A 23,000-nucleotide genomic window follows, 5' to 3' on the forward strand; every position below is an offset into this window, starting at 1 on the left:
AATTGGCATCCACCGGTGGAGGTGTCAAGGACGCCGGGACCGCGACGGGCGCGTCAGTCCTCGAAGTCGCGCGCCGGCTCCTCCCTGCGCCGGGAGCCGGTCGTCGACCCGCGCGGCCGGAGCGCCCGCGTCAGAACGGGCTCGCCGCCGAGTGGACCGCGCCCTGGTGGGGGACGGAGGGGGACGGGGGCTCAGCGCCGAAAGGGTATTCGCGCATCTTCCGCCACACGCCGTCACCGCCCTGCTCGTAGAGGGCGAAGCCGGTCGCGGTCCAGGCGGCGGCGAAGTCGGCCAGCTCGCGCTGGGCGCGGTCGAGGGCGGGCTCGGCGATGGCGTGGGCGACGGTGACGTGCGGGTGGTAGGGGAACTGCAGCTCCCGTTCGACGGGGCCGGAGCGCAGCCGCTCCTGGAGGTCCGCGCAGTCGGCGGCGCCCTCGGCGAGGCGGACGTACACCACCGGGGACAGCGGGCGGAAGGTGTCCGTGCCGTGCAGCCGCATCACGAAGGGGCGGCCCTCGGCGGCGACCTTCGCGAGGTGGCGGCGGAAGGGCGGCAGCTCGTCGCGGCCGACCTCGGTGGGCGGCAGCAGCGTCACATGGGTGGGGATGGCGTACGCGGCCGGGTCACCGAATCCGGCCCGCCGCTCCTGGAGCAGCCGCCCGTACGGCTCCGGGACCGCGAGGGACACGCCGATCGTCGTGGTGGTCTCCATGCGTTCACCCCTTTTCCCCCAGGTCGGTGCCCTGCCCGCGAGCGCGCGGGCGCGTGCCTTTCCCCGAAAGCCCCGTTCCCCCGCCGGGTCCGGTTTCCCCGCCGGACCCGTCACACCCGGTGTACCCCGAACGGCCCCGACCCGCGACCGCGCCCTCCGGGCACGGGCCCCGGCGCCGGCCTCGCGCCGCGGTCAGTGCTTGGCGGGCACGAAACCGATCCGGTCGTAGGCCGCGGCCAGCGTCTCCGCCGCCACGCTCCGGGCCTTCTCGGCGCCCTTGGCGAGGACCGAGTCCAGGGACTCGGGGTCTCCCAGATACTCCTTCGTGCGCTCGTGGAACGGCGTGACCCACTCCACGAAGATCTCCGCGAGGTCGGTCTTGAGCGCACCGTAGCCCTTGCCCTCGTACTGTCGTTCCAGTTCCGGAATTCCGGTACCGGTGAGGGCGGAGTGAATGGTGAGCAGATTGCTGACGCCCGGCTTTTCCTTTTCGTCGTACCGGATGACCGTGTCGGTGTCGGTGACGGCGCTGCGGAACTTCTTCGCCGAGACCTTCGGGTCGTCGAGCAGGTTGACCAGGCCCTTCGGGGTGGCCGCCGACTTGCTCATCTTGGCGCTCGGGTCCTGGAGGTCGTAGATCTTCGCCGTCTCCCGGACGATGTGCGGCGCCGGGATCGTGAAGGTCTGCCCGAAGCGGCCGTTGAAGCGCTCGGCCAGGTCGCGGGTCAGCTCGATGTGCTGGCGCTGGTCCTCGCCGACCGGCACCGCGTCCGCCTGGTACAGCAGGATGTCGGCGACCTGGAGGATCGGGTACGTGAACAGACCGACGGTGGCGCGGTCGGCGCCGTGCCGCGCGGACTTGTCCTTGAACTGCGTCATGCGGGAGGCCTCACCGAATCCCGTGATGCAGTTCATGACCCAGCCGAGCTGCGCGTGCTCGGGCACATGGCTCTGCACGAAGAGCGTGCAGCGGTCCGGGTCGAGCCCCGCCGCCAGCAGCTGCGCGGCGGCCAGCCGGGTGTTCGCGCGCAGCTCCGCGGGATCCTGCGGCACCGTGATCGCGTGCAGGTCCACGACCATGTAGAAGGCGTCGTGGGACTCCTGGAGCGCCACGTACTGCCGGATCGCACCGAGGTAATTGCCCAGGTGGAAGGAACCGGCAGTGGGCTGGATGCCCGAGAGGGCGCGGGGACGAGAGGCCATGTCCACCATTCTCTCAGGTCGGGCCACGGACCCATACCCCCGATCACGGCGGGCGCATCTGCGGCGCGAGAGCGCGAGCGCGGGAAGGTTTCGCGCGAGCCCCGGTGAGCGACGATAGAAACACCAGACAAATGCACTGGGGGCACCACCCCGCCCCCGCTCCAGGCCCGCGCCGCGGCCCGACCGGGCCGTGCGCCCGCCGCCTGGCTCCCGACGCACGACGAACGGAGTACGCGAAGTGACACAGCGGAGCAGCAGCATCCCCGGTCCCGAGGCGCGGACGGCCACCGAGCGGCAGATCGCCGAGGCCGAGACGTACAGCGCGCACAACTACCACCCGCTGCCCGTGGTGATCACCGAGGCGGAGGGCGCCTGGGTCACCGACGTCGAGGGCCGCCGTTACGTGGACATGCTCGCCGGCTACTCGGCGCTGAACTTCGGGCACGCCCACCCCCGGCTGATCGCGGCCGCGAAGGCGCAGCTGGAGCGGGTCACGCTGACCTCGCGGGCCTTCCACCACGACCGCTTCGCCCGTTTCTGCGCCGAGCTGGCCGAGCTGTGCGGCATGGAGATGGTGCTGCCCATGAACACGGGCGCGGAGGCGGTGGAGACCGCGGTGAAGACCGCCCGCAAGTGGGGCTACCGGGTCAAGGGCGTACCGGACGGGCGGGCGAAGATCGTCGTCGCGGACGGCAACTTCCACGGCCGCACCACCACGATCATCAGCTTCTCCACCGACCCCGAGGCCCGCGCGGACTTCGGCCCGTACACCCCCGGCTTCGAGGTCGTGCCCTACGGCGACCTGGCCGCGCTGGAGGCGGCGGTCGACGACGACACGGTGGCGGTGCTGCTGGAGCCGATCCAGGGCGAGGCGGGCGTGCTCGTGCCGCCGCCGGGCTACCTCGCCGGGGTGCGGCGGATCACCGCCGAGCGCGGGGTGCTGTTCGTCGCCGACGAGATCCAGTCGGGCCTCGGCCGCACCGGGCGCACCTTCGCGTGCGAGCACGAGGGCGTGGTGCCGGACATGTACGTGCTGGGCAAGGCGCTCGGCGGCGGCGTGGTGCCGGTCTCGGCGGTGGTGTCCTCGCGCGAGGTGCTGGGCGTCTTCCGGCCGGGCGAGCACGGCTCGACCTTCGGCGGCAACCCGCTGGCCTGCGCCGTCGGCCTGGAGGTCGTCGCGATGCTGCGCGGCGGCGAGTACCAGGCGCGGGCCGCCGAGCTGGGCGACCACCTGCACGCCGAGCTGGCCGGGCTGCTGGGCGCGGGTCTGCTGACGCAGGTGCGCGGCCGGGGGCTGTGGGCGGGTCTGGACATCCCGCCGGAGCGCGGTACGGGCCGGGCGGTGTCGGAGGATCTGCTGACGCGCGGGGTGCTGGTCAAGGACACCCACACCGAGACGATCCGGCTGGCCCCGCCGCTGGTCATCTCCAAGGACGACCTGGACTGGTCGCTGGACCGGCTGCGGGCCTCGCTCGCCCTGCGGTAGCCACCTGCGGCGCGGCCGCGCCACCGGCCGTCCAGCGGGAGTACAACGGCCGTACACGGTGATATTAGGTCAGGCTCACCTTATAATCCTCCGGTTAGGGTACCCTCACCCCAGCACCACCGCCTTGTCCCGGAAGGACCCTCAGGTGATCCCCACCCTCGTCATCGGTTTGCGTGAAGGCATCGAGGCGTCCCTCATCGTGGGCATCATCGCCGCCTTCCTGGGGCGCAACGGCCGCCGCGACGCGCTGCGCCAGGTCTGGATCGGCGTGTCCGTCGCGGTCGTGGTCTGCCTCGGCATCGGCATCGGCCTCGTCACGCTCTCCCGCGAGCTGCCGCAGCAGCAGCAGGAGGCGATGGAGACCGTCATCGGCGCGCTCGCCGTCGTCATGGTCACCGGCATGATCCTGTGGATGAACAAGCACGCCCGCGGCATGAAGCGCGACCTGGAGGGCCAGGCGGCGAGCGCGCTGGCCCAGGGCTCGGCCCGCGCGCTGGTCGTGATGGCCTTCCTCGCGGTGCTGCGCGAGGGCTTCGAGACCGCGGTCTTCCTGGTCTCGGTCATCCAGAACAGCACCAGCGTCGGCACCGGCACCACGGGCGCCTTCATCGGCATCGCCATCGCGGTCGTCATCGGCTACGGCATCTACCGCGGCGGCGTGAAGTTCAACATGGGCCGCTTCTTCAAGATCACCGGCCTGGTGCTGGTGCTCGTCGCGGCGGGGCTCGTGATGACGGTCGCGCACACCGCGCACGAGGCGGGCTGGATCGACGCCGGCCAGTCCCAGGCGCTCGACCTGAGCTGGCTGGTCCGGCCCGGCACCGTGCTGTCCTCGCTGTTCACCGGTGTGCTCGGGGTGCAGCCGCAGCCGACCACCGCCGAGGTCACGGTGTGGGTGGTCTACGCCCTGCCGATGCTCGCGTTCGTCGGCTGGCCGCGCGGCGGCAAGCGCCCGGCCCCCAAGCCCGCCGCCGCGTCCGGCAGCTGACCCGCACCACCCGTACCGCCCGTACCCGTATCCCGTATCTCCCTCTCTTCGCTGACACGCCCTAGGAGCGCCCGCCCATGTCCATGTCCACCACCACCCCCCGCGTGCTGCGGGCCACCGGCCTGCTGGCCATCGCCGGCCTGGTCGCCACCGGGTGTGCGAAGAGCAAGGACGACAGCGCGCCCAAGGGCTCCCCGAAGGTCACCGTCAACCTCACCGACGACGGCTGCAAGCCCTCCCCCGCCTCCGTGCCCGCGGGCCCGGTGACCTTCCAGGTCAAGAACGTCAGCGCCAACAAGGTCACCGAGGCCGAGCTGCTCAGCGGCGACACCATCATGGGCGAGAAGGAGAACCTCACCCCGGGCCTGTCCGGCAGCTTCTCGCTGACCCTCAAGGGCGGCACGTACGAGATGTACTGCCCCAACGCGAAGACCGAGAAGAGCGCCTTCACGGTGACCGGCTCGGCCGCCGCGCCCTCCCAGGACCCGGCCGTCAAGGCGCTGCTGACGCAGGCCACCACCGGCTACCAGGCCTACGTGACAGCCGAGGTCGACAAGCTGCTGCCCGCCACCAAGACCTTCACCGACGCGGTGCGCGCCGGGGACATCGCGAAGGCCGAGGCCTCCTTCGCCCAGGCCCGCTACTACTACGAGGAGGTCGAGCCCGTCGCGGAGAGCTTCGGCGACCTCGACCCGGACCTCGACGCGCGCGAGGACGACGTCACCGACGCCACCAAGTGGACCGGCTTCCACCGGCTGGAGAAGGCGCTCTGGCAGGACAAGTCGCTGACCGGCATGAAGCCCGTCGCCGACAAGCTCGACGCGGACGTCGCCAAGCTCAAGACCCTCGTGGCCACCACCACCTACCAGCCCGCCCAGCTCGCCAACGGCGCCACCGGGCTGCTCGACGAGGTCGCCGCCAGCAAGGTCACCGGCGAGGAGGACCGCTACAGCCACACCGACCTGTCGGACTTCGAGGCCAACGTCGTCGGCGCGCAGAAGGCGTTCGACCTGCTCAAGCCCGCGCTGGACAAGATCGACGCGACCTTGTCCGGCAACGTCAGCACGCAGTTCACCGCCGTGCTCGACGCCCTCAAGCCCTACAAGCAGGGCAGCGCCTACGTCGACTACTCCACCGTCGGCGACGACAAGCGCCGCGAACTCACCCAGAAGGTCGACGCCCTCGCCGAGCCGCTCTCCCAGGTCGCCGGGAAGGTGAACGGCTGATGAGCACGCCGGGCACCACCCGCCGGGGCCTGCTCGCCACTCTCGGCGGCGCGGCCCTGGCGGGCTCCGCCGGAGCGGCGCTCGCCGGATGCAGCGACGACGGGAAGTCCTCCCCGGACAAGGCCGCGAGCACCACCGTGCCCTTCTACGGCACCCACCAGGCGGGCATCGCCACCCCCGCCCAGGACCGGCTGGCCTTCGCGACCTACGACCTGACCGTCAGCGGCTCCGTCGAGGAGAACCGCGCCGCCCTGCGCGCCCTGCTGCAGCAGTGGACGGCCGCGGCCGCCGCCATGACGCAGGGAAAAACGGTGCCCGGCGACAACGACAACCCGGCCGCGCCGCCCGCCGACACCGGCGAGGCCTACGGGCTCTCCCCCGCCAACCTGACCATCACCCTGGGCCTGGGCCCCTCGCTCTTCGACGAGCGCTTCGGCCTCGCCGGTCACCGCCCCGCCGCGCTCGCCGACCTGCCCAAGCTCCCCCCGGAGAACCTGGACGCCGAACGCTCGGGCGGCGACCTCGCCATCCAGGCCTGCGCCGACGACCCGATCGTGGCCTTCCACGTCATCCGCAACCTGGCCCGGATCGGCCGCGGCACCGTCGTCATGCGCTGGTCGCAGCTCGGCTTCGGCAACGCCACCGGCAACGGCGGCGGCAAGGAGACCCCGCGCAACCTCATGGGCTTCAAGGACGGCACCCGCAACATCGCCGGTGACGACAAGAGCCTGATGGACGGGCACGTGTGGGTCGGCTCCGAGACCGACCAGCCGTGGATGCGCGGCGGCAGCTACCTCGTCGCGCGCCGCATCCGGATGCGCATCGAGGCGTGGGACCGCGACTTCCTGTCCGACCAGGAGGCCGTCTTCGGCCGCGCGAAGTACACCGGTGCGCCGCTGACCGGCACGAAGGAGTCCGACCAGCCGGACTTCGCGGCGAAGAAGGCGGGCGAGCCCGTCATCCCCGCGGGCGCGCACATCCGGCTCGCCGCCCACGAGAACAACGCGGGCCTGCGCATCCTGCGCCGCGGCTACTCCTTCACCGACGGCATCGTGCCCGCCACCGGCGAACTGGACGCGGGCCTGTTCTTCATCGCCTACCAGAAGGACCCGCGCAAGCAGTTCGTGCCGCTGCAGACCAAGCTCGGCGGGCACGACGCCCTCAACGAGTACATCCAGCACGTCGGCTCCGGCCTCTTCGCCTGCCCGCCCGCCCCCGCCGCCGCGGGCAAGCACTGGGCGGAGGAGCTGCTCGCGTAGCGCGTAGGGTGCCCGGGTGACTCTCGGGATGGTGGCGGCGCTGTGCGCGGCCTTGTGCTTCGGTGTGGCCTCCGTGCTCCAGGCGAAGGGCGCGCGGGCCGCCGAACCCGGCAGCGGCTCGGGCGTCGACACCCGGCTGCTCGCCCGCGCCCTGGCCCAGCGCGTCTACCTCGCCGGACTCGCCCTGGACGCCGCCGGGTTCGGCATGGAGCTGATCGCCCTGCGGCGGCTGCCCATCTACGCCGTGGGAGCCGCGCTCGCCGCGAGCCTGGCCGTCACCGCGGTCACCGCCGGGCGGCTGCTCGGGACGACGCTGCGCCGCGCCGAGTGGACCGCGGTGGGCGTCGTCTGCGGGGGCCTGGCCCTGCTGGGGCTCGCCTCCGGCGCCGAGGGGAGCGCACACGGCAGCACCGCGCTGCGCTGGGGGACGCTCGTCGCCGCCGGGGGCGTCCTGCTCATCGGCGCGGCCGGCGGGCGCCTCCCCGTAAGGGCCCGCGCGGCCGTCCTGGGCCTGGGGGCGGGGCTCGGCTTCGGTGTCGTCGAGGTGGCCGTCCGCCTGATCGACGGGGTGACCGGCCCGGCCCTCTACGCCCTGCTGCTCGGCGGCGGCGCCGCCTTCCTGCTGCTGACCTCGGCCCTCGGCCAGGGCTCGGTGACGACCGCGACCGCCGCGATGGTCGTCGGCGAGACGGTCGCCCCCGCGCTCGTCGGCGTCCTGGCCCTCGACGACCACACCCGCCCCGGCTGGACCCCCGTCGCCGTCACCGGCTTCGCCCTCGCCGTCCTCGGCGCCCTGGCCCTGACCCGCTTCGGGGAACCGGCCGCGGTCTGACGTCCCTACCGGTGGGCCGCCGGCGAGAGCCGGCACGTCACGCCGATGCGGTTCCACGCGTTCATCGTCACGCACATCGCGACGAGCCGCGGCATCTCGTCCTCGTCGAAGAGCTTCGCCGCCTCGTCGTAGACGTCGTCCGCGACACCGTGCGGGCCCAGCTCCGTCACCGCCTCCGCCAGCGCCAGCGCGGCCCGCTCGCGGGCGGTGAAGAAGGGGGTCTCGCGCCACACGGTGACCCCGATGAGCTTCTGCTGCGTCATGCCCTCGGCGAGCGCCGCGTGGCTGTGCTTGTCGACGCAGAAGGCGCAGCCGTTGAGCTGCGAGACCCGGACCCGGACCAGCTCGCGCACGACCGGGTCCAGGCCGCGGGCGGCGGCCTTGTCGAGGGCGAACATGGCCTCGTAGAAGTCCGGGGCGCGGTCCATGAGGTTGATGCGGCGGACGGGGGCGGGGACGGTCGGCTCGGCTGCTTCGTTCGTGGTCATGACCTCACCGTATCCGCCAAGTGGCACCGCCCCATGGTCCACTAGGGGCATGAACGAATGGGCCAATCCATCCGGTCCCGGAACGCCGACGCGCGGCGGCGGCGACTACGACCTCCTGCTGGACCTCGCGGGCCAGCGCACCCGGGCCGGGCTGGAGGAGGCGCTGCGCGCGGCCGTACGCGACGGGCGGCTCGCCCCCGGCACCCGCCTGCCCTCCAGCCGGGTCCTGGCCCGCGACCTCGCCCTCGCCCGCAACACCGTCGCCGACGCGTACGGGCAGCTCGTCGCCGAGGGCTGGCTCACCGCCCGGCAGGGCTCGGGCACCACGGTGGCCCCGCGGCCCGCCGTCCCCGCGCACCGCACCGGACGGCGCACCCCCGAAGGCCCCCGCAGCGGCCCCGCCGAACTCGCCCCGCACCACTCCGGGCTGCCGTACGTCCTGTGGCCCGGCTCCCCCGACCTCGGGTCCTTCCCCCGCACCGGCTGGCTGCGCGCCGCCCGCCGCGCGCTGACCGCCGCCCCCAACGAGGCCTTCGGCTACACCGACCCGCGCGGCCGCCCCGAACTGCGCACCGCCCTCGCCGACTACCTCGCCCGCGTCCGCGGGGTGCGCACCGACCCCGAACACCTGGTGATCTGCACCGGCTACACCCAGGGCGTGGGCCTGCTCGCCCGCGTCCTGCACGCGCGGGGCGCCCGCCGGGCCGCGTACGAGAGCGTCGGGCTGCCCGACGTGCCCACCGTGCTGCGCGCCTCCGGCCTCGACCCGCGCCCGCTGCCCGTCGACGCGGACGGGGCCCGCGTCGAGGAACTGGCCGACGACGTCGCCGCGGTGCTGCTCACCCCCGCGCACCAGTTCCCGCTCGGGGTCAGCCTCTCGCCCGCGCGGCGCACCGCGGTCGTCGCCTGGGCCCGCTCCACCGGCGGAATCGTCCTGGAGGACGACTACGACGGGGAGTTCCGCTACGACCGGCAGCCCGTCGCCGCACTCCAGGCACTCGCGCCCGACCACGTCGTCTACGCCGGAACCGCCAGCAAGAGCCTCGCCCCCGCGCTGCGGCTCGCCTGGCTCGCGGTGCCGCCGCACCTGCTCGACGCGGTCGTCCGCGAGAAGCGGATCGCCGACCACCAGTCCGCGGTGCTCGACCAGCTGACGCTGGCGGAGTTCCTGCGCTCCGGGGCGTACGACCGGCATGTGCGCCGGATGCGGACGCGCTACCGCGCGCGGCGGGACCGGGTCGTGGAGGTGCTCGGCGGCTGCGCGCCGGGCGTACGCGTGTCCGGCATCGCCGCGGGGCTGCACGCCGTGCTGGAGCTGCCCGCCGACGCGGGCCCGGTCGAGGCGGTGGTGGCCCGCGCCCACCGGCTGGGCCTGTCCGTGCCGGGCCTCCCGGCCTTCGGGGCTCCCCCCACCCACCCGCCCGCCCTCGTCGTGGGCTACGGCACCCCACCCGACCACGCGTTCACGCACGCGCTGAGCTTGCTGTGTGAGGCGCTCCGGGGCGGGACGTGAGGTGATCCGCGCGACTGTCCGCCGGTGGGTGGTTGCGCGCACAGCCCCCGCCGGCGGGAAGAGCGCGACGCCCCGGGCAAGGGGCAGCCCGGGGCGTCGCGGCGAGGAAAGGCCGGGCTCAGATGAGGCCGAGTTCGCGCACGGCGGCGCGCTCCTCCTCCAGCTCCTTGACGGACGCGTCGATCCGCGGACGCGAGAACTCGTTGATCTCCAGGCCCTGGACGATCTCGAACGTGCCGTTCTTCGTCGTCACGGGGAAGGACGAGATGAGGCCGGCGGGCACGCCGTAGGAGCCGTCGGAGACGATGCCCATGGACGTCCAGTCGCCCTCCGCCGTGCCGTTGACCCACGTGTGGACGTGGTCCAGCGCCGCGGACGCGGCCGACGCCGCGGAGGACGCGCCGCGCGCCTCGATGATCGCCGCGCCGCGCTTCGCCACCGTGGGGATGAACGTGTCCGCGAGCCACTGCTCGTCGTTGACGACCTCCGCCGCGTTCTTGCCCGCGACCTCCGCGTGGAAGATGTCCGGGTACTGCGTCGCGGAGTGGTTGCCCCAGATCGTGACGCGCTTGATGTCGGCGACGGCCGCACCCGTCTTCTTCGCGAGCTGCGCGATCGCCCGGTTGTGGTCCAGCCGCGTCATCGCGGTGAAGCGCTCGGCCGGGACGTCGGGGGCGGCGGACTGCGCGATCAGCGCGTTCGTGTTCGCCGGGTTGCCGACGACCAGGACCTTGATGTCGTCGGCGGCGTGGTCGTTGATGGCCTTGCCCTGCGGCTTGAAGATGCCGCCGTTGGCGGAGAGCAGGTCACCGCGCTCCATGCCCTTGGTGCGCGGGCGGGCGCCCACGAGCAGGGCGACGTTGGCGCCGTCGAAGGCGACGTTCGGGTCGTCGGTGATGTCGATGCCGCGCAGCAGCGGGAAGGCCGCGTCGTCCAGCTCCATGGCCGTGCCCTCGGCGGCCTTGAGCCCCTGCGGGATCTCCAGCAGCCGGAGCTTCACCGGCACGTCCGCGCCGAGCAGGTGGCCCGAGGCGATGCGGAAGAGGAGCGCGTAGCCGATCTGGCCGGCCGCTCCGGTGACGGTGACGTTGACGGGAGTGCGAGTCATTGCCTTCTCCTGGCCTGTGCGCGTTCGCCGCGCGTGCTGCTGGGGTCGGGGGTGCGGCCTGTGCGCGGCCGCTCGGCAATGGCTGGGCGGCGGCCCAGATCGCGGATCTCCCCGTCGTCGGGAGAGCCACCCGTCAGGCTATCGCGGGGCTGTCGCCGAGCCGACCCGGCCCCGCCCCGGCATGCCGCCGACGTGCTGTTTCGGCCACCGCGGGGTGACCTGCCTCACCCTATGCAGACCCCGAGCACGATGAGGCCCAGGCAAAGGCCGGTGGACGTCGGGCTCGGCGTCGCGGTCGGCGGCCCGTCCGAGGGGCTCGGCGCCGCGGTCGTCGTCGAGGTCGCGGGCGCGGAGGGGGGCGGGTCCACCGGGGCGGGCGGCGCGGCGGGCGGCGGGGCGGACGTCTGCGGCGAACTGTCCGGCGCGGGCGGCGCCGTCGTACCGGCGGGCGGCCGCGCCGAGGCCTGCGGCTGGGTGTGCGGCGGGGAGGCCGCGGGGGTACGGGTCGCGGGCGCCGTCGTGGCCGTCGCCGTCGGGGCGGCGCCGGGGCCGGGGGCGCTGCCGCTGCCCGTACTCGCGAGGAGGACGACCGTGAGGAGCGCGGCCACCGCGCACACACCGGCCGCCCCCAGCACGACGGCCCGCCTGCGGCCGGGCGGCAGGCCCTCCTCGGCGCTCAGCGGATCCAGCGGGTCCGGATCCGGTACGGGCTTGCCGCGGCCGCGCTCGCCCGTGCCGTTCGCCGCCTTGTCCGCGAGCCGCCACAGCGCGCCGGCCCGCTCGTAGTCCGCGCCGCTCGCCTGCGCCAGCACCTCCACGGCGGCCAGCGGCGGTACGCGGCGCGCCGCGAGGTACGAGGCCCACGCCTCCGCGGACTCCGCGGTGCGCGCGGCGAGCGCGGGCACGGTGAGGCCGCTGCGGTCCTTCATGCGCCGCAGTTGCGTCGCGAGCCGCCGCATGTCCACGGGGGCATGGTCCGTGAGCGGCTCCCATTGACCCATGGCCCCGCACCCTTCGTGTCCCGACGGATACCGAGGGCAACGATAGAACACCCGTGCCGCACGGATGTTCTTTCCGCTCAACCCCCCACACGGGGAGCCCGTGTGTGCTAATGCCCACCCCCGGCGACGCCCCGGGCTGCCCCGGGGGTGCTTTCCGCGACCTTCCGCCGGTGGGGGCTGGTCGCGCAGTTCTCCCCCAGGCTTCGCCCGGGAGGTGCCCCCACGCGCCCCTGGTTTGTTGCCCTGCGCGGCAGAAGCGAGCCCGTACCGCGCAGGGTGAGCGTTTTCAGGGGCGCGTGGGGGCACCTGGGAGAACTGCGCGCGCAACCACCCACCGGCAGAAGGGCGCGCGGAGCACCGCAAGGCGCACCCCGGGGCGAAAGGGGCGCGGGGAACTGCGCGACCAGCCCACCACCGGCAGACGGTCGCGCGGCACACCGCACCAGGCAGCCCGGAGCGAAACCCCTACCGAACCGAGAAGTGGATGATGTCCTCCAGGAACGGGATCCGGAGGATCGGGTCCGGCTGGGCCATGAGGGCCAGCAGGATGATCACGAGGCCCAGGATCGCGTACGTGATCACGTCAGTGAACCTGCTGCGGACGGCGAGCATGCCGACCGACTGCAGGGTCCACCGGAGCACCCCCCCGAGCAGCAGCGCCACCCCCACCGTGATCGCGCCCGCGCGGAACGCGCCGGACGCGGTGGTGACGAGGCCGGCGACCGTGCCGGCGACGACGAGGAGGATGGGCCACTGCCGTGCGGGCGCGGGCGCGTCGCCCGGGGCGGCGCGCCCGCCGCCCTCGGGGCGCGCGGTGGAGGTCGTGACGGCGGGGCGGCCTCCGGGGCCGAGCTCAGCCGACACGGCCCGCCGCCTGCCGTTCGGCCGCCTCGACGACGTTCTGCAGGAGCAGCGCCCGGGTCATGGGGCCGACGCCGCCGGGGTTGGGGGAGAGCCAGCCGGCGGTCTCGGCGACGGCGGGGTGGACGTCGCCGACGATCTTGCCGGCCTCGTCGCGGCTGACGCCGACGTCGAGCACGGCGGCGCCGGGCTTGACGTCCTCGGGCTTGACGATGTGCGGCACGCCCGCCGCGGCGACGACGATGTCGGCCTGCCGCAGTTGCGCGGACAGGTCACGCGTGCCGGTGTGGCACAGCGTCACGGTCGCGTTCTCGGACTTGCGGGTGAGGAGCAGGCCGATGGAGCGCCCGACGGTGATGCCGCGGCCGACGACGACGACGTGCGCGCCGTTGATCGTGACGCCGTGCCGGCGGAGCAGTTCGACGATGCCGTTGGGGGTGCAGGGCAGCGGTGCGGGCACGCCGAGGACGAGCCGGCCGAGGTTGGTGGGGTGCAGCCCGTCCGCGTCCTTGGCGGGGTCCATGAGTTCCAGGACGCGGTTGGTGTCGATGCCCTTGGGCAGCGGGAGCTGCACGATGTAGCCGGTGCAGGCGGGGTCCTCGTTGAGCTCGCGGACGACCGCCTCGATGTCCTCCTGGGTGGCGGTGGCGGGCAGCTCGCGCTGGATGGAGCCGATGCCGACCTGCGCGCAGTCGCGGTGCTTGCCGGCGACGTACCACTTGCTGCCGGGGTCGTCGCCGACCAGCAGAGTGCCGAGCCCGGGGGCGACACCGCGGGCCTTGAGCGCCTGGACACGCTCGGTCAGTTCGGACTTGATCGCGGCTGCGGTGGCCTTGCCATCGAGAATCTGGGCGCTCATGGCCCCCATTGTCGTCGATCGGGGGTGCCGGTCAGCAAATCCGTGCGGTTCCCGTACGGGGACAGCCCTTGCGCGGCGATGTCACCTGGTCGGAGTATGTGGCGGTTCGCTGCCGCCCGTCCCCGTCCCGCGAAGGAAACCGCACGTGAGCCAGCCTCCCGGCCCCCCGTACCCGTACGGCGGCCAGCCCCAGCAGCCGCAGTCGCAGCCGTACGGACAGATGCCGCCCGGTGTCCCGCCGCAGGTCCCGTACGGGCAGCCGGCCGGTTACGGCTACCAGCAGCCGTACGGCTACGCGCAGCCGGGCGGGGTGCCGCCGGGGATGCCGCCGCTCGCGAGCTGGGGCGCGCGGCTCGGGTCGCTGCTGCTGGACTTCCTGATCGTGAACCTGGTGCCCGCGGGCGTCTACCTGGCCGGTTACATCCCGCACGCCGTCAAGGTGCAGCAGGCCTACAACAAGTGCGCAGACCACGGCATCTCGCAGAAGAACTGCCACAACGTGCCGGACGCGACCAGCACGAACGTGACGCTCATGGTCGTCGGCGGCATCCTGCTGCTGGCGGCCACGATCTTCCTCAGCTACCGCGAGGGGAAGACGGGCCAGACGCCGGGCCGGAAGATCGTCGGCATCCGGCTGCTGCGCGAGCGCGACGGTTCGGCGACCGGTTTCGGCCGCGCCTTCGGCCGCCGCCTGCTGCACATCCTGGACGGCATCCCGTGCGGCCTGGGCTACCTGTGGCCGCTGTGGGACTCCAAGAACCAGACGTGGGCCGACAAGATGGTCGGCACGGTGGTCGTCAAAGACCAGTTCTGATACGCCGTTTCCGATACACCGCTTCTGCTGCATCGGTACCGAATCGGCACGCACGACGGCCGCGGCCGTACCCGCCCGGGAAGGGGGTACGGCCGCGGCCGTTCGCGTGCTCGCTCAGCGCGTGCTCACTCAGTGGAAGAAGTGCCGCGTGCCCGTCAGGTACATCGTGACGCCGGCCTTCTGCGCGGCCTCGATCACCGCGTCGTCGCGGACCGAGCCGCCGGGCTGGGCGACGGCCTTGACGCCCGCCTCCGCGAGCACCTCGAAGCCGTCGGGGAAGGGGAAGAAGGCGTCGGACGCGGCGTACGAGCCGGTCGCGCGCTCGGCGCCCGCGCGGGCGACCGCGAGCTTGGCCGAGTCGACCCGGTTGACCTGGCCCATGCCGACGCCGACCGTGGCGCCGTCCTTGCCCAGCAGGATCGCGTTGGACTTCACCGCGCGCGAGGCGCGCCACGCGAACGCCAGGTCGGCCAGCTCGGCCGGGGCCAGCGGCTCGCCGCTGACCAGCCGCCAGGTGGCAGGGTCGTCACCTTCGGCCTGGAAGCGGTCCTTGGCCTGGATCAGGACGCCGCCCTCGACCGGGCGCCGCTCGGTGACCGCGGCCGGGGCGCCCTCGACCTTGAGCACCCGGATGTTCTTCTTGCGGGCGAGCACCTCGACCGCGCCGTCCTCGTAGCCGGGGGCGACGATGACCTCGGTGAAGATCTCCGCGACCTGCTCGGCCATGGCGACCGACACCGGGCGGTTGACGGCGATGACGCCGCCGTACGCGGACAGCGGGTCGCACGCGTGCGCCTTGCGGTGCGCCTCGGCGACGTCCGCGCCGACCGCGATGCCGCACGGGTTGGCGTGCTTGATGATCGCCACGCACGGCTCGTCGTGGTCGTGGGCGGCGCGCCGGGCGGCCTCGGTGTCCACGTAGTTGTTGTAGGACATCTCCTTGCCGTGCAGCTGCTCCGCGCCGGCCAGGCCGCTCGCGGGGGCGTCGGCGCTGACGTACAGGGCGGCGGCCTGGTGCGGGTTCTCGCCGTAGCGCAGGGTCTGGCGGCGGGTGAAGACCTCACCGGCGAAGGCCGGGAAGTCGCCGGAGCCGTCGGCCGCGTAGCCCTCGGCGAACCAGGAGGCCACAGCCACGTCGTAGGCGGCGGTGTGCCGGAAGGCCTCGGCGGCGAGCTGCTTGCGGGCCGCCAGGTCGAAGCCGCCGGTGCGCACGGCGGCCAGCACGTCGGCGTACCGCTCGGGGCTGGTGACGACGGCGACGGAGGGGTGGTTCTTGGCGGCGGCGCGCACCATCGAGGGGCCGCCGATGTCGATCTGCTCCACGCACTCGTCGTCGGACGCGCCGGAGGCGACGGTCTCGCGGAAGGGGTAGAGGTTGACGACGACCAGGTCGAACGGCTTGACGTCCAGCTCCTCCAGCTGCCGCCGGTGGTCGTCGAGCCGCAGGTCGGCGAGGATGCCGGCGTGCACGCGCGGGTGCAGCGTCTTGACCCGGCCGTCCAGGCACTCGGGGAAGCCGGTCAGCTCCTCGACGGGCGTGACGGGCACCCCGGCGGCGGCGATCCGGCCGGCCGTCGAGCCGGTGGAGACCAGCTCCACACCCGCCTCGTGCAGCCCGCGGGCCAGCTCCTCCAGGCCGGTCTTGTCGTAGACGCTGATCAGCGCGCGGCGCAGCGGGCGCTTGTCCTGGCCTTCGGTGGTGTCGGCGCTCATGCCGGGATCCGTACCTTTCGTCCTTCGATGCGGTAGCCGTCGCGCGACAGCCGCCCTACGACGTCGACGAGCAGCCGCCGCTCGACGTCCTTGATGCGCTCGTGGAGCGCTTCCTCCGTGTCGTCCTCGCTGACCTCGACCACGCCCTGGGCGATGACCGGGCCGGTGTCGACGCCGTCGTCGACGAAGTGGACGGTGCACCCGGTGACCTTGGCGCCGTACGCGAGCGCGTCGCGTACGCCGTGGGCCCCGGGGAAGCTCGGCAGGAGCGCGGGATGGGTGTTGACGAACCGGCCGCCGAAGGCGGCGAGGAAGTCCTTGCCGACGATCTTCATGAAACCGGCGGAGACGACCAGGTCCGGGGAGTGGGCCGCGGTCGCCGCGGTGAGGGCGGCGTCCCACGCGGCACGGTCGGGGTGGTCCTTGACGCGTACGACGAAGGTCGGGATCCCGGCGCGCTCGGCGCGTTCCAGACCGGCGATCCCGTCGCGGTCGGCGCCGACGGCGGCGATCCTGGCCCCGTACCCGGGGTCGGCCGCGACGGCGTCCAGCAGCGCCTGGAGGTTGGTGCCGGAGCCGGAGACCAGCACGACCACGCGCGCGGTGGATCCGGCGGAGTCTGCGGCGGGCGGGACGACGAACGGCGCGTCGGACGAGGCGGGAGTACGGGCGGCCACTGGCGGGAGGCTCTCTCTCGCGGCCGCCGGGCAGGCACCCGTCAGCCTTAGGATGATCGTACGAGTCAGGGATTGGCCGGATTCCGGGGAACCCTACGAGACCCCCGACCGTCAGCAACGATACCGGCACTCCGGACGGCCCCCGCGGGACGGGGGAGCCCGCGGAGGGTAGCGTCTGCCGGGAACACGGACTTCGCGCGCCCTGCGCGAGAGTGAACGTGATGTATCCGACACCTGTGTCACGTATGACGTACATACGGCCGCACAGGCCGGAGGATTTCACCAGACCGCAATGCCCGCACGAGGAGTCGAGCCCAGGGGATGGCGCATCACATCATGAGCAGCGGCCGTATTCGTCTCGCGCTGCGCACGCCCGAGGGCGACCAGGACCAGGACAACCCGTTCGCACCGCCCCCCGAGGGCACACCGGACCGGCCCTGGCAGCCGCGGCAGCCCTCGGGTTCGAGCGGCTCGGGCGGTTCGGGCAGCTCGGACGGTTCGGACGGCTCCGGTGGACCGGACTCCGGGTCGGGGCAGGGCTCCCCCGACGGCTCCGGCTCCACCCCGCCCACCCCGCCGCGCGGCGCACCCCAGGCGTGGGGCAGCCAGTGGAGCAGCCGCCAGCCGCAGGGCGGACGGCCCGACCCGTACGGGCGGCGGCCCGACCCCATGCAGGGCCCGACCGGCCCGCAGGGCACCGGCCCCCGCTTCGACCCCACCGACCCGGCCCACCGCCGCTCCCGCTACGCCCTCTTCTTCGGCAGCTGCGGCCTGCTCTTCGCCCTGCTCGGCTGGACGCCGGTCGGCCTGCTGCTCGGCGCGCTCGCGCTCTACTGGGGCATCAGCGCGCTGCGTATGCCGGACGAGGAGCGCGCCCAGGCCCGCGCCGCGGCCGCCTCCGCGCTGGCCGACGCCACGCAGTCGGCGCGCCCCGCGCCGCCCGCGCCGGGCCCGGACGCACAGCGCTCGTTCGTCACGGCGGCCTGGACGGGCATCGTCGCGAGCGGGCTCGCCCTCGTCATCGTGGCCGGCACGTACGCCTTCCACCTCGCCTACCGCGACTACTACACCTGCCGCCAGGACGCCCTCACCACTCCGGCCGCGCACGCCTGCCAGAAGCTCCTCCCGAAGCCGCTGCGCGACCTGCCGTCGATGCGCCCGTAGTTCTCCTTCCCTCTCGTCCTCAGCTCCCGTCCGCCGCCTCGGGCGGAGCGGGCGGTTTCGGCGGCTCGGACGGCACCGGAGGCTTCGACGTCGTGAGCGGATCCGGTGGCGACGACGACGGCGGTCCTGCCGACACGGGCGGCTTCGGCGGCACCGGAGGCTTCGACGGCACCGGCGGCTTCGACGTCGTGAGCGGGTCCGGCGACACGGGCGGCACCGGGGGCTTCGGCGGCTGCGCCGGCTGTGGTGGCTGTGGCGGCGCCGGGGGCCGGAACGGCTGGAGCGGGCGCGGGCGTACGGGCGGCTGCGGGACCTGCGGCGGCTGCGGCGGCGGTTGGGGCACCGCCCTGGCGCGCGGGGTGCGGGTACGCAGCCAGGACACGGCCGCGGCGGGCGGCAGCACCAGGGCCAGCGGCCAGGCGGCGGCCGCGGCGGCGGTGAGCCACCACACCGGGCCGACGTGCGCGAGCGTGCCGACGCCCAGGGGCCCGCCCGCGGCGGCCGCGAGGATCCCGAGCGTGAGCCCGCACGTCACCGCGGCGCCCACGGTGACCAGGGCGGTGCGGCCGGGCCGCAGCCGGGCGCGTACGCAGACCCAGCCCAGCGCCGCGGCGGCGAGGACCGGCACCGCGAGGGTCGCCCAACCCGCCGGGGTCGGCCCGCCCTGGCCCGGCAGCGCGGCAAGCAGCGGGAAACGCGGCAGAAGCGGGTAGCCGGAGGTCCCGGCGGGCGCGACGGTGCTGCCCGCGCCGACCGAGAAGCCGGGCCCGAGCGCGTACGCCGCCGACCACACCGCGAGGTTCGGCACCAGCAGCGCGCACAGCAGGAACACCGCAGCCTGGCCCGCGAAGGGCGCGCTGAGCTGCCCGAACGTCCGGCCTGCCGCCCCGGAGTGCCACCCGAGGGCGAGTCCGCCGACGACGGCCCCGCCGCCCACCAGGACGCCCGCGCCGATACCGCCGGCCCGCAGCGCGAGCGCGACGTCGCCGCCCCACGTCCGGGCCGACAGCAGGGGACGGCCGCTGCCCGCCCACGCCCCGGCCGCGGTCGCGGCACCCGCGAGCAGCGGCACGTGCAGCAGCGCGGACAGCACGCCGACGTGCAGCGACCCGGCGGTGGCGTACACGGTGACGGGCACGGCGACGGCGAGGTAGCCGCCGAGCACCCAGCCCGCGCAGGCGCGCGTGCCGTTGGCGACCGCCGACGCCGTCCCGCGGTACAGCAGCCACACCGGCAGCACGGTGAGCAGCAGCGGCGTGACGCCCACGGGCGCCGGGGTCCCGGAGAGGGTGGTGTCGCGCACCAGGTCGGCGCCGTGCGCCAGCAGCCAGAGGTCGGCGGCGATGTGCAGGGCCCCGCCGAGTCCGCTGTCGGGGAAGGGCGAGACGACCCAGAGCAGCAGCACGACCGCCGCGAGGCCGAGCAGCGCGAGCCCCGCCGCGGCCGTCCCCGCGGCGAGGGCGGACGCGCGCAGCGCGGGGAGGGGGCGGGGAAGGTCGGGGTCGGGCTCGGCCGCTGCTCCGGAGCCGGGGCGGGCCGCCGGTTGCGTCATATGGGTCACGGCGTCCCATGGTGCCAACAACACCCGTTTCGCCCGTGCAGCAGGCGGTTGGTCGTCGTGTCGCCCATGATGCGGCGTATACGTGCTTTTTTCGGATTGTCTGATGCATATGACGAGTCGGATGAGATGAGAGGTCGTTCCCGTGAGCAGGCGTACCTCGTGAGCAGGCGCAAGCGCCCCCACACGTCCCGGCCCCGGGCCGCCGCCGCCCGGACCGCCCGTACCGCTCCCGCGTCCGTCGCCGCCGCGTCCCCTTCCGCGCCGGCCCCTCCCTCCCCCGCCGCTTCTGCGACGGCCCTTCCGCTGCGGACGGTCACCGTTCACCCCGCGGTGACCGCCGAGATCCTGCGGCTGGACGCGGACGCGGCCCCGGCCGAGGTCGCGCCCGAGGCGCCGACCCGTACGGCGGCGGCGGACCCGGGTGACGCGCTGCTCGACCCGGCGGACACGCTCGACCCCGAGGCCGCGTTCGACGCGCTCTACCTGCGCTGCGCGGGGCCGCTGCGACGGCAGGTCGTCGTCCTCACGGGCGACGCGGAGCTGGCCGCCGAGGCGGTGCGGCGGGCGTTCGACCAGGCCTGGCAGCGGTGGCCGGAGGTCGCGCGGGACAGCGACCCGGCGGGCTGGCTGCGGGCCACCGCGCACACCTACGCGCTCGCACCCTGGCAACGGCACTGGAAACGGGTGCGCAGGCGCCCGCCCGTACCCGCGCCGGAGGACGGCCTGTGGCGCGCGCTGGTGGGGCTGCACCCGGAGCGACGGCGGGCGCTGCTGCTGCACGACGGGCTCGGGATGAGCCTGCTGCGCACCGCGGCCGAGGTCGAGTCGAGCCCGGCGGCCGCCGCGTCCCGCATCATCGGGGCCCGCCGCGAGCTGGCCGCGGCGGCGCCGGACGCGTACGACGGGGGTGACGCGGCCGAGCACCTGGGCGGTCTGCTCGCGGCCGTACCCGAACCGCCGCCCGCGCCGGACGGCGCCCCCGAGGTGCCCGCGCGGGCCGCGGGCGTACGGGAGGCGAGCGAGCGCGGGACGCGGCGCCGCACCCTCGCGTCCTTCGCCGCGGCCGGGACGGTGCTGCTGGTCACGACCGTCGGCATGATCGTCGGACCGAGCCGTCCGGGCGCCTCGCACCACCACGACCCCGTGCCGCCGCACGGACAGGCGGCGCGGACCGCGCCCTGAGACCCCCCGCGACGACGGACGGCCCGCCCCCCGGTTGCGGGGAGCGGGCCGTCCGGTGTGCGGCGGTGGGTCAGCCGACCAGGATCTCCCGGGCGAGCCGCGCGGTCTCGGACGGCGTCTTGCCGACCTTGACGCCCGCGGCCTCCAGGGCCTCCTTCTTGGCCTGCGCGGTGCCGGAGGAGCCGGAGACGATGGCGCCGGCGTGGCCCATGGTCTTGCCCTCGGGCGCGGTGAAGCCCGCGACGTAGCCGACGACCGGCTTCGTCACGTTCTTCTCGATGAAGGCCGCGGCCCGCTCCTCGGCGTCGCCGCCGATCTCACCGATCATGACGATCAGGTCGGTGTCGGGGTCGGCCTCGAACGCGGCGAGCGCGTCGATGTGCGTGGTGCCGATGATCGGGTCACCGCCGATGCCGACCGCGGTCGAGAAGCCGATGTCGCGCAGCTCGTACATCATCTGGTACGTCAGCGTGCCGGACTTCGAGACCAGGCCGATACGGCCCGGCTTGGTGATGTCGCCCGGGATGATGCCGACGTTCGACTGGCCCGGGGTGATGATGCCGGGGCAGTTCGGGCCGATGATGCGGGTCTTGTTGCCCTTCTTGCCGGCGTACGCCCAGAAGGCGGCGGAGTCGTGCACCGCGATGCCCTCGGTGATGACGACGGCGAGCGGGATCTCGGCGTCGATCGCCTCGACGACGGCGTCCTTGGTGAACTTCTCCGGCACGAAGATGACCGTGACGTTCGCGCCGGTGGCCTCGACGGCCTCCTTGACCGAACCGAACACCGGTACCTCGGTGCCGTCGAAGTCGACCTTCTGCCCGGCCTTGCGCGGGTTGACGCCGCCCACGACGTTGGTGCCGTCGCCCAGCATCAGCTTGGTGTGCTTGACGCCGGTCGCGCCGGTCATGCCCTGGACGATGACCTTGCTGTCCTTGGTGAGCCAGATAGCCATGGTGGTGTGTGTCCTCGTCCTCTGCTTACTTCGCGGCGGCCAGCTCGGCGGCCTTGTCGGCCGCGCCGTCCATGGTGTCGACGCGCTGCACCAGCGGGTGCGCGGCGTCGGTGAGGATCTTCCGGCCCAGCTCGGCGTTGTTGCCGTCGAGACGGACGACGAGCGGCTTGGTGACCTGCTCGCCGCGGTCCTCCAGCAGCTTCAGCGCCTGGACGATGCCGTTGGCGACCTCGTCGCACGCGGTGATGCCACCGAAGACGTTGACGAAGACGGAACGGACGTCCGGGTCGCCGAGGATGATCTCCAGGCCGTTGGCCATGACCTGGGCGGAGGCGCCGCCGCCGATGTCCAGGAAGTTGGCGGGCTTCACGCCGCCGTGCGCCTCACCGGCGTACGCGACGACATCGAGGGTGCTCATGACGAGGCCCGCGCCGTTGCCGATGATGCCGACCTGGCCGTCAAGCTTGACGTAGTTCAGGCCCTTGGCCTTGGCGGCGGCCTCCAGCGGGTTGGCGGCGGCCTTGTCGTGGAGCTCCTCGAAGTCCGGGTGGCGGAACTCCGCGTTGTCGTCCAGCGACACCTTGCCGTCCAGCGCGAGGACCTGGCCGGAGGCGACCTTGGCCAGCGGGTTGACCTCGACCAGGAGGGCGTCCTCCTTGATGAAGACCTCCCACAGGCTCACCAGCACGTCCGCGACCTGGTCGGCGACCTCGGCCGGGAACTTCGCGGCGGCCACGATCTCCTGGGCCTTCGCCTTGTCGACACCGTCGATCGCGTCGATCGGGGTCTTCGCGACGGCCTCGGGGCGGTTCGCCGCGACCTCCTCGATCTCCATGCCGCCCTCGACGGACGCGATGGAGAGGAAGGTGCGGTTCGCGCGGTCCAGGAGGAAGGAGACGTAGTACTCCTCGACGATCTCCGGGGCCGTCTCGGCGATCATCACCTTGTGGACCGTGTGGCCCTTGATGTCCATGCCGAGGATGTCCGTCGCGCGGGCGACGGCCTCGTCCGGGGTCGCGGCCAGCTTCACGCCGCCGGCCTTGCCACGGCCACCGACCTTGACCTGCGCCTTGACGACCGACTTGCCGCCGAGCCGCTCGGTGATCTCGCGCGCCGCCTCAGGCGTGTCGATAACTTCACCGGCCAGCACCGGTACCCCGTGCTTGGCGAAGAGATCCCTCGCCTGGTACTCGAACAGGTCCACGCGCGTCCGTCTCCCTTTTCCCTGGAATCGGCTGGAGTTAAGCCCGGATGGTGTACGCGTCGGCGGGAGGCTGCCGTCGTGAACACGTACAGCGCCGCCTGCCGGCTGGGCGTGCCGCACGGGCAGGGCGACTGCACCACCAGCTGTCACCAGATAAGCGCACGCGGTGTCCGAGTACGCGGCATGTCCGTCTT

General features: G+C 73.7%; 21 protein-coding genes. 9 read left to right on the forward strand and 12 right to left on the reverse strand.

From position 1 onward, the window contains the following. Positions 1-130 precede the first annotated feature (130 nt). Positions 131-712 carry a 2'-5' RNA ligase family protein gene (locus ACH4PY_RS21555; protein WP_398185068.1) on the reverse strand — a complete coding sequence of 194 codons (582 nt, stop codon included), beginning with the start codon at positions 710-712 and terminating at the stop codon, positions 131-133. Between the two features lie 192 nt (positions 713-904). Further along, a complete protein-coding gene (gene trpS, locus ACH4PY_RS21560; RefSeq protein ID WP_398185071.1) occupies positions 905-1,924 on the reverse strand; it encodes a tryptophan--tRNA ligase in 1,020 nt (339 codons plus the stop codon). Between the two features lie 229 nt (positions 1,925-2,153). Here trpS and rocD point away from each other — a divergent pair, with 229 nt between their 5' ends. The 5 genes from rocD to ACH4PY_RS21585 all read left to right on the forward strand — a co-directional run bounded on the left by rocD (position 2,154) and on the right by ACH4PY_RS21585 (position 7,706). Then, positions 2,154-3,401: an ornithine--oxo-acid transaminase gene (gene rocD, locus ACH4PY_RS21565; protein ID WP_398185074.1), complete on the forward strand. Its 1,248-nt coding sequence runs from the start codon at positions 2,154-2,156 to the stop codon at positions 3,399-3,401. Positions 3,402-3,546: 145 nt separating this feature from the next. Continuing rightward, a complete protein-coding gene (gene efeU / locus ACH4PY_RS21570; protein ID WP_398185077.1) occupies positions 3,547-4,389 on the forward strand; it encodes an iron uptake transporter permease EfeU in 843 nt (280 codons plus the stop codon). Positions 4,390-4,466: 77 nt separating this feature from the next. Then, positions 4,467-5,615, forward strand: a complete 1,149-nt coding sequence (gene efeO, locus ACH4PY_RS21575; RefSeq protein ID WP_398185080.1) for an iron uptake system protein EfeO — start codon at positions 4,467-4,469, stop codon at positions 5,613-5,615. Next, on the forward strand, positions 5,615-6,874 hold the full coding sequence (gene efeB, locus ACH4PY_RS21580) for an iron uptake transporter deferrochelatase/peroxidase subunit (RefSeq protein WP_398185083.1): 1,260 nt from the start codon (positions 5,615-5,617) through the stop codon (positions 6,872-6,874). Before efeO ends, efeB begins: the two co-directional genes overlap by 1 nt. Before the next feature lie 16 nt (positions 6,875-6,890). Further along, on the forward strand, positions 6,891-7,706 hold the full coding sequence (locus ACH4PY_RS21585) for a hypothetical protein (RefSeq protein WP_398185086.1): 816 nt from the start codon (positions 6,891-6,893) through the stop codon (positions 7,704-7,706). Positions 7,707-7,711: 5 nt separating this feature from the next. Here the strand turns inward: ACH4PY_RS21585 and ACH4PY_RS21590 are convergent, their stop codons facing one another. Next, the gene (locus tag ACH4PY_RS21590) at positions 7,712-8,194 is read right to left on the reverse strand and encodes a carboxymuconolactone decarboxylase family protein (RefSeq protein WP_398185089.1); all 483 of its coding nucleotides are present in this window, start codon (positions 8,192-8,194) and stop codon (positions 7,712-7,714) included. 49 nt (positions 8,195-8,243) lie between these two features. Between ACH4PY_RS21590 and ACH4PY_RS21595 the strand changes: the two genes are divergently transcribed. Beyond that, positions 8,244-9,707, forward strand: coding sequence for a PLP-dependent aminotransferase family protein (locus ACH4PY_RS21595; RefSeq protein ID WP_398185092.1), 1,464 nt, complete (start codon positions 8,244-8,246; stop codon positions 9,705-9,707). A gap of 118 nt (positions 9,708-9,825) precedes the next feature. Here the strand turns inward: ACH4PY_RS21595 and ACH4PY_RS21600 are convergent, their stop codons facing one another. The 4 genes from ACH4PY_RS21600 to ACH4PY_RS21615 all read right to left on the reverse strand — a co-directional run bounded on the left by ACH4PY_RS21600 (position 9,826) and on the right by ACH4PY_RS21615 (position 13,536). Then, positions 9,826-10,815 (reverse strand): malate dehydrogenase, encoded by a 990-nt coding sequence (locus ACH4PY_RS21600; protein WP_398185095.1) that lies wholly within the window; start codon positions 10,813-10,815, stop codon positions 9,826-9,828. 224 nt (positions 10,816-11,039) lie between these two features. Further along, positions 11,040-11,816: a helix-turn-helix domain-containing protein gene (locus tag ACH4PY_RS21605; protein ID WP_398185098.1), complete on the reverse strand. Its 777-nt coding sequence runs from the start codon at positions 11,814-11,816 to the stop codon at positions 11,040-11,042. A 465-nt stretch (positions 11,817-12,281) separates the two neighbouring features. Continuing rightward, positions 12,282-12,680: a DUF3017 domain-containing protein gene (locus ACH4PY_RS21610; RefSeq protein WP_398185101.1), complete on the reverse strand. Its 399-nt coding sequence runs from the start codon at positions 12,678-12,680 to the stop codon at positions 12,282-12,284. Then, a complete protein-coding gene (locus ACH4PY_RS21615) occupies positions 12,670-13,536 on the reverse strand; it encodes a bifunctional methylenetetrahydrofolate dehydrogenase/methenyltetrahydrofolate cyclohydrolase (RefSeq protein ID WP_398185104.1) in 867 nt (288 codons plus the stop codon). The genes ACH4PY_RS21610 and ACH4PY_RS21615 overlap by 11 nt, the downstream gene beginning before the upstream one ends. A gap of 145 nt (positions 13,537-13,681) precedes the next feature. Between ACH4PY_RS21615 and ACH4PY_RS21620 the strand changes: the two genes are divergently transcribed. Then, a complete protein-coding gene (locus ACH4PY_RS21620; protein ID WP_398185107.1) occupies positions 13,682-14,350 on the forward strand; it encodes an RDD family protein in 669 nt (222 codons plus the stop codon). 129 nt (positions 14,351-14,479) lie between these two features. On the opposite strand, the gene purH is transcribed toward ACH4PY_RS21620, so the two are convergent. After that, positions 14,480-16,063 (reverse strand): bifunctional phosphoribosylaminoimidazolecarboxamide formyltransferase/IMP cyclohydrolase, encoded by a 1,584-nt coding sequence (gene purH / locus ACH4PY_RS21625; protein ID WP_398185109.1) that lies wholly within the window; start codon positions 16,061-16,063, stop codon positions 14,480-14,482. Next, positions 16,060-16,659: a phosphoribosylglycinamide formyltransferase gene (gene purN / locus ACH4PY_RS21630; RefSeq protein WP_398185849.1), complete on the reverse strand. Its 600-nt coding sequence runs from the start codon at positions 16,657-16,659 to the stop codon at positions 16,060-16,062. The genes purH and purN overlap by 4 nt, the downstream gene beginning before the upstream one ends. A 402-nt stretch (positions 16,660-17,061) precedes the next feature. Between purN and ACH4PY_RS21635 the strand changes: the two genes are divergently transcribed. After that, entirely contained in the window at positions 17,062-17,904 is an 843-nt protein-coding gene (locus ACH4PY_RS21635; protein WP_398185113.1) for a hypothetical protein, read from the forward strand. Positions 17,905-17,923: 19 nt separating this feature from the next. Here the strand turns inward: ACH4PY_RS21635 and ACH4PY_RS21640 are convergent, their stop codons facing one another. Further along, entirely contained in the window at positions 17,924-19,456 is a 1,533-nt protein-coding gene (locus ACH4PY_RS21640) for a DUF6350 family protein (RefSeq protein ID WP_398185852.1), read from the reverse strand. A 339-nt stretch (positions 19,457-19,795) separates the two neighbouring features. Here ACH4PY_RS21640 and ACH4PY_RS21645 point away from each other — a divergent pair, with 339 nt between their 5' ends. Then, entirely contained in the window at positions 19,796-20,647 is an 852-nt protein-coding gene (locus ACH4PY_RS21645; RefSeq protein WP_398185116.1) for an RNA polymerase sigma factor, read from the forward strand. Between the two features lie 70 nt (positions 20,648-20,717). Here ACH4PY_RS21645 and sucD read toward each other — a convergent pair whose 3' ends face one another. Then, the gene (gene sucD, locus ACH4PY_RS21650; protein WP_398185120.1) at positions 20,718-21,602 is read right to left on the reverse strand and encodes a succinate--CoA ligase subunit alpha; all 885 of its coding nucleotides are present in this window, start codon (positions 21,600-21,602) and stop codon (positions 20,718-20,720) included. Between the two features lie 25 nt (positions 21,603-21,627). After that, entirely contained in the window at positions 21,628-22,806 is a 1,179-nt protein-coding gene (gene sucC, locus ACH4PY_RS21655; protein ID WP_398185123.1) for an ADP-forming succinate--CoA ligase subunit beta, read from the reverse strand. Positions 22,807-23,000: the final 194 nt, after the last annotated feature.

The sequence above is a fragment of the Streptomyces sp. NPDC021224 genome (assembly GCF_044332905.1).
Classification (GTDB): domain Bacteria; phylum Actinomycetota; class Actinomycetes; order Streptomycetales; family Streptomycetaceae; genus Actinacidiphila.

What these genes read in the sequence shown, in the direction of transcription:
- ACH4PY_RS21555 (WP_398185068.1), bottom strand. Translation starts at nt 712, where the DNA reads ATGGAGACCACCACGACGATCGGCGTGTCCCTCGCGGTCCCGGAGCCG.
- trpS (WP_398185071.1), bottom strand. Translation starts at nt 1,924, where the DNA reads ATGGTGGACATGGCCTCTCGTCCCCGCGCCCTCTCGGGCATCCAGCCC.
- efeO (WP_398185080.1), top strand. Translation starts at nt 4,467, where the DNA reads ATGTCCATGTCCACCACCACCCCCCGCGTGCTGCGGGCCACCGGCCTG.
- efeB (WP_398185083.1), top strand. Translation starts at nt 5,615, where the DNA reads ATGAGCACGCCGGGCACCACCCGCCGGGGCCTGCTCGCCACTCTCGGC.
- ACH4PY_RS21590 (WP_398185089.1), bottom strand. Translation starts at nt 8,194, where the DNA reads ATGACCACGAACGAAGCAGCCGAGCCGACCGTCCCCGCCCCCGTCCGC.
- ACH4PY_RS21595 (WP_398185092.1), top strand. Translation starts at nt 8,244, where the DNA reads ATGAACGAATGGGCCAATCCATCCGGTCCCGGAACGCCGACGCGCGGC.
- ACH4PY_RS21600 (WP_398185095.1), bottom strand. Translation starts at nt 10,815, where the DNA reads ATGACTCGCACTCCCGTCAACGTCACCGTCACCGGAGCGGCCGGCCAG.
- ACH4PY_RS21605 (WP_398185098.1), bottom strand. Translation starts at nt 11,816, where the DNA reads ATGGGTCAATGGGAGCCGCTCACGGACCATGCCCCCGTGGACATGCGG.
- ACH4PY_RS21615 (WP_398185104.1), bottom strand. Translation starts at nt 13,536, where the DNA reads ATGAGCGCCCAGATTCTCGATGGCAAGGCCACCGCAGCCGCGATCAAG.
- purH (WP_398185109.1), bottom strand. Translation starts at nt 16,063, where the DNA reads ATGAGCGCCGACACCACCGAAGGCCAGGACAAGCGCCCGCTGCGCCGC.
- ACH4PY_RS21635 (WP_398185113.1), top strand. Translation starts at nt 17,062, where the DNA reads ATGGCGCATCACATCATGAGCAGCGGCCGTATTCGTCTCGCGCTGCGC.
- ACH4PY_RS21640 (WP_398185852.1), bottom strand. Translation starts at nt 19,456, where the DNA reads ATGACGCAACCGGCGGCCCGCCCCGGCTCCGGAGCAGCGGCCGAGCCC.
- sucD (WP_398185120.1), bottom strand. Translation starts at nt 21,602, where the DNA reads ATGGCTATCTGGCTCACCAAGGACAGCAAGGTCATCGTCCAGGGCATG.